Raw genomic sequence first — 5,769 nt, forward strand, 5'->3', positions numbered from 1 at the left:
AAGGGACACTGGGGAAAATGACAGATATTACACTCTCCACACAGACCTCCATGGCCCATAGCCGCAATATCCATACGGGATATCAGGTCGCCGGCAAATATCCGCGGCAGCAGAAGATCCAATGTGGTCTTACGGCTGAACAGGGCGCCTCCCGGCACACCGCATATAGGCACATGTCCCTGGTAAGCCAGCATAAACTGGGAGCCAGGCAAAATCGGAGCGCCATAGAAGATAAGCTCCGCTTTGGTAGCCTTGATGGCCCGGGGCGTGGCATCGTCGGCATCCACCGACATACCCCCGGTAACCACAATCAGCTCGGCGCCTTCGGCAATAAAGTTCTGAATCTCCATAGTGATCAGCTCAGGTTCATCAGGAACAATAATCTGTCCCATCCAACGTCCTCCATAAGGTGCGATCTTATGACGAATGACCTGGGCAAACCCGTCTCTTATCCTGCCGCTGTTTACCTCGCTGCCCGTAGTAACCACTGCGGTCCATAACGGGAAAAACGGCTTTACGGTGAGAATAGGCGTCCGGCCTACGCAGAACTTTTCCGCCGCTTCGATGATGCTGCGTTCAACCGCCAGCGGAACCACCCTGGTGCCAGCTACGATCTGGCCTTTGGCCACCACCCGGTCATTGTGCAAGGTGGCAAAGATAATGTCGTTCAGGAGATTCATCCGGGTCAGTTGTTCGGCCTGAACTTTGAGCAGCCCGTCATAAGCAGCCCGAAGATTTACCTTGCCCTGATTGGGGGCCGTCCAGGTAAGACCGGGACCGGCTGCCATATGGGCCAGCCGCAATGCGGCCTCATCTTCATGCACCGAGGAGTCATCGGGCTCCCAGACGTAAATATGCTCTTTTCCCAGATCCTTCAATACCGTTATATCCTCGGGGCGGATAACATGACCCCGTTTGAAGGCTCTCCTTTTTACAGCACCCGGCACAATCATGGTAATATCATGGCCCAGTGATTGCCCGATTGCCTCCGTTAAAGCTATTCTAAGCATAGCAGCCTCCTGCCTAGGCCTTGGCGATTTTTACAGCGCACACCTTGTACTCACCGGTGCCGGCAATATCACATACAAAAGGACTGGTAAGTTCATTGGTGGGCGTATCACTATGATGGTGGGACATCCAGATGACCCCGGGCTGCACCCGCTCAGTTACCCAGACGGTGGTGGTCACTTCACCCCGGCGGGACGTAACCTTCATGCGGCTGCCGGTAACCACACCCAATTTTTGAGCTTCCTGCGGGTTGACCTCGGTCATCTCACGATCCCATACACTGGCCAGGCCTGCTGAATATTGGGTGGTCACATTATAGTGCTGCATGACCCGACCGGTGCACAACAAGATGGGATAATCCGCATCGGGTAATTCTCCCGGAGGAATATGCTCATTGGGCTGGAAGCCTCCCAGCCCGCGGGTAAATTTGCCGATATGCAGAATGGGCGTACCGGGATGATCATTGGAGGGGCAGGGCCAGTGCACGGATTCTTTTTCCATACGCTCAAAGCTGATGCCGGCCATGGATGGAGATAATGATGCCATTTCAGCCCAGATTTCACTGGGATGGTTATAGCTCATGGGGTAGCCCATGCGGGTGACCATCTGACAAATGGTTTCCCAGTTGGCCTGCCCGGGCAGAGGCTCAATAGCTTTACGAACCCGCTGAGGCCGGCGTTCGGTATTGGTAAAGGTACCGTCGCATTCGGCGAAACTGGCGGCCGGCAGCACCACATCCGCAAATTCGGCGGTTTCGGTCAGGAAAAGTTCCTGTACTACAAAAAAGTCCAGCCGTTCCAGGGCTTCTTTGATATGATTGGCATTGGGATCGGTCAGAACCGGATTTTCACCCAGAATATACATGGCCTTGACTTTTCCTTCATGGGCGGCTTCAAACATTTCCGGGATCTTCAAACCCACTTTATCAGGCAAGGAAACGCCCCAAGTCTTTTCATGTTTTTCCCGGGCGGCCTGGTCGGTAACACTCTGATAGCCGGAATAGACATTGGGCAGAGCGCCCATGTCACAGGCCCCTTGAACGTTGTTCTGTCCGCGGACCGGGTTGACGCCCACCCCCGGCCGGCCGATATGACCGGTCAGCATGGCCAGGTTGGCAATGCTCATAACGTTGCGGGTTCCGCAGATGTGTTCGGTGATGCCCAGTGAATAGAAGATCATGGCCTTGTCAGTGGTGGCATACAGGCGGGCCACCCGGTAGAGGTCTTCCACGGCGACCCCGGTTATCTCGGAGACGCGTTCCGGCGTGTATTCGGCGGCCAGCGCTTTCATGGCTTCGTAATTTTCAGTGCGTTCGGCAATGAACTTTTTATCTTCCAGACCTTCTTTGATAATGATATGCATTAACCCATTGAGCAGCGGAATATCGGTGCCGTGCTTCTGCCGCAGCCAAATGTCCGCTTCAGCGGCCAGTTCGGTGCGACGGGGATCGCAAACCACCAGTTTGCAGCCTTTGCGCGCTGCCTGGCGCATTTTATAGCCGACCACCGGATAGGCTTCAGTAGGATTGATGCCAATCAGGAATAACAGTTCGGCTTCATCAGAAATTTCAGCAATGATATTGGTCATGGCGCCGCTGCCGAAAGAATTAGCCAGGCCGGCCACTGAAGGAGCATGGCAGGTGCGGGCGCAATGGTCGACATTGTTGGTACCCAAATGAGCCCGGGTGAACTTCTGTACCAGGAAGTTTTCCTCATTCGTGCAGCGGGCTGAGCTTAACGCCGCAAAGGAATCGGGACCATTCTTGGCTTTGTTTTCGTTGAACTTCTGGGCAATCAGCTCAAAAGCTTCGTCCCAGGAAGCCTCCTCGAATTTACCATTGCGCTTGATCAGCGGAGTTTTAAGGCGCTTTTCATTGTAAATGAAATCCCAGCCAAAACGTCCTTTTACACACAAGCTGCGACCATTTACCGGAGCATCTGGATTGGAGAGCACGCCGATCACTTTGCCCTGGTTTACTGCCAGGTCGAAATTGCAGCCGGTGCCGCAGAAGGGGCAGGTGGTTGTGACCCGTTCCAGATCCCAGCGGCGGGCCTTTCCGGCCATGGACTTTTCGGTCAGTGCCCCGGTGGGGCATACCGCCACGCACTGCCCGCAGAAAACGCAATCCGAATCAATGTAAGGAACATCCCCGGCGGTGGTGGCTTTACGGTGGAAGCCGCGATGCAGATAAGACAGGTTGTCCTTGCCGGTCATTTCTTCACAGGCTCTTACACAGGCGCCGCACAGAATACATTTGTTCAAATCCCGGATAATGAAGGGATTGCTTTCGTCTATGGCATAGCTGTGTTTCTCCCCTTGGAAAGCACTTTCTTTCACGCCGTACTGGTAGCAATAATCAGCCAGCTTACAAGCACCCAACTTGTCGCAGGTCATGCAATCCAGGGGATGATTGGCGATGAGCAGTTCCAGGATGGTTTTGCGCGCCTCGACGACGGCAGGCGAATCAGTGTGCACGATCATTCCGGGTGATACCGGTGTTACACATGAAGCGGGCAGCAGGCGGTTACCTTCTATTTCCACTACGCATAAGCGGCATGCTCCCAAAGGACTCAGATCCGGATCATAGCACAACCTGGGAATAGGAATGCCAGCATTTTCAGCAGCCTGGAGTATTGTGCTCCCCGCCGGGGCTTCAACCTCCTTCCCATTGATGATCAGTTTAATGAGTTCCACTACCATCACTCCTTTCAATAATTCCAGGGATAAGCAAATAAAAAACCTCCTATCTGAATAGAAGGAGGGCCTTCATTGCCATGGATAATCCTGTCAATGACTTGCATTCAAATGCACGCTCCTTCCCCTGTCCAGAAACGCCTCAAGGCGCCCATTGCACATCAACACCCAATGTTCTGCTCAGCAAAACCAGGGCAGCGCAAATAGATTTCTCGGCCAGTGACTCCTTTCCAAATAAGGGAGGCAAACCCGTTTCCAGATTTACCGTACTGGTATATAACCAAGTCGGCTAAATCCCCATGGCCGAAGCTTTAGGAGAAGTCGCTTTGGAGCTACGCTTTGAAAAATATCAAATTTTCAACATGAATATAATGGACACGCAAGTTCGCAGGGCAAAAGCACACATCGCTTGTACAATGAACTGAGAGAGGAGAAAAGCTTCGTGAAAGGCTTATCTGAAGCAAGATATACCTTTAACCAGGCTGGTTGCAGGCATTGGCGTGGGTCGTATGTCGGCAGCCAGAAGCAGTTAAGAAAGGCTTCCATGAATTCAATTCTCCAGTTGCGCTATTGTGTTTTGAAACACGATGAACCACCGGCTCATGGGCGATTGCTCACCCGCAACACTTGATGGTTGGCATAAACCCTGCCATTGAAAGCACTTTCTCACCTCCTTTTATGCTGCACTTGTGACGCCAATATTTTAAAAACAGTTCAGCCTATCAACAAAAGAATTTTGTTCTTATCCGACATTAAAAACTGTCTTCAAAATACACAGACGTATTCACTTATCTAGTTCGACAGTCTATAAGATATTCCTTCTTGTAATTCAATATATTCCTATAAATAATATATAAACCGCATGATTTCGAAATCATGATCAATCCCGTTTCCCTCAGCGTGAATCCGAGCTGACCATCATCTGGAAAACATCATAATATTGGGCTGCTATTCTCTGCGGATCATATTCCTGAGCCAGGGTGTTTTTGATACGGTGCAGTTCGCTTTGGGGCGGACGATTCTTGAGAAGATGAAGTATTCTTTCGGCCAAGACCTGGTGGTCCCGGGCAGGTTCATAATAATTCACCAGATTTCTGGTGATTTCCGGGATGCTGGTCTCGCGGGTGGTCAATACCGGCACTTCGCATAACGCCGCTTCAACCGGGGTCATGCCGAAACCTTCATGCAGTGAAGGTGAGATAAAAAGAGCGGCATTTCGGTATAGATAATTTCTGTGCTCATCTGATACATAACCGGTCATAATCAATTTTTTGATATTATTCCGCTGCGCATACTGTTCGGGGTCGATACTGAGCTTTCTTTTCGCCCCGGTAAGCACCAGGTGATGCTCCACCTTATCTTCGATCAGTTGAAAAGCTTTCAATAAGGTAATGAGGTTCTTTGGCTCGCGTATGGAATTGACGCTTAATATATAGGGCCTTTCCAGTGGGTAGTCCCTGATATTATCAGCGTCGCCCCACATGGGGTTATTGACTACAGTAATCTTGTCGGGCTGGGCATTAGGGTAGTATTTCAAAATATCCTGCCTGACGAACTGTGAAGGCGCCACAATATGAGCGGCCTGGCGGATCGCATTCTCATAGCGGTACTTTATATACCTTAAATAATTACGGTTAAATCCCTGCGGATAATTCCTGAAGAACAAATCGTGCACCGTTATGACCGTAGGTATTTTTTCACTGATATAATCATCGACCTCGTAGAAGGGATGATATAGCAGATCATAGCGGTCTTTATTTAGAAAATGAGGTAAGCGGCAGCGGTTGATGGAAAGCGACTGCAAAAAGAAATGATATTTGTTGACACTGCCGAATTGTCTCATGGAGGCTATAGGGATAACCTTAGCTTCCGGGAATAAATCCTGGCATTTTTGGCGGAAGGCAGTGGTGACAAACAGGTGGAAATCATTCAACTTACCGATAGCCTGCAGGCCTTTAAACAGATTTAAGGCAAACTGTCCGGTTCCGTCAGGCTGTTCGCCGCCCGCCAGGTAAGTGAGATTAACCGCGATCTTCATTCATCAGTTCTCCCAGGAATTCATAATAA

Annotated in this window: 3 protein-coding genes and 1 riboswitch; all 3 genes read right to left on the reverse strand. The window is 50.7% G+C overall.

Features of this window, described 5'->3' with window-relative positions; translation table 11 throughout:
• A partial coding sequence (locus B3W37_RS15335) for a molybdopterin-binding protein (RefSeq protein WP_483176312.1) occupies window positions 1-1,010 on the reverse strand: 1,010 nt, incomplete at its 3' end.
• A gap of 13 nt (window positions 1,011-1,023) precedes the next feature.
• Entirely contained in the window at window positions 1,024-3,702 is a 2,679-nt protein-coding gene (fdhF, locus tag B3W37_RS15340) for a formate dehydrogenase subunit alpha (RefSeq protein ID WP_483171648.1), read from the reverse strand.
• Between the two features lie 207 nt (window positions 3,703-3,909).
• Window positions 3,910-4,046: riboswitch (molybdenum cofactor riboswitch) on the reverse strand.
• 551 nt (window positions 4,047-4,597) lie between these two features.
• On the reverse strand, window positions 4,598-5,740 hold the full coding sequence (locus tag B3W37_RS15345; protein ID WP_483171650.1) for a glycosyltransferase family 4 protein: 1,143 nt from the start codon (window positions 5,738-5,740) through the stop codon (window positions 4,598-4,600).
• Between the last annotated feature and the right edge of the window lie 29 nt (window positions 5,741-5,769).

The organism is Syntrophomonas sp. UBA5494 (assembly GCF_002426325.1).

Coding starts and splice junctions, on each gene's coding strand:
- B3W37_RS15345 (WP_483171650.1), bottom strand. CDS start 5,740: ATGAAGATCGCGGTTAATCTCACTTACCTGGCGGGCGGCGAACAGCCT.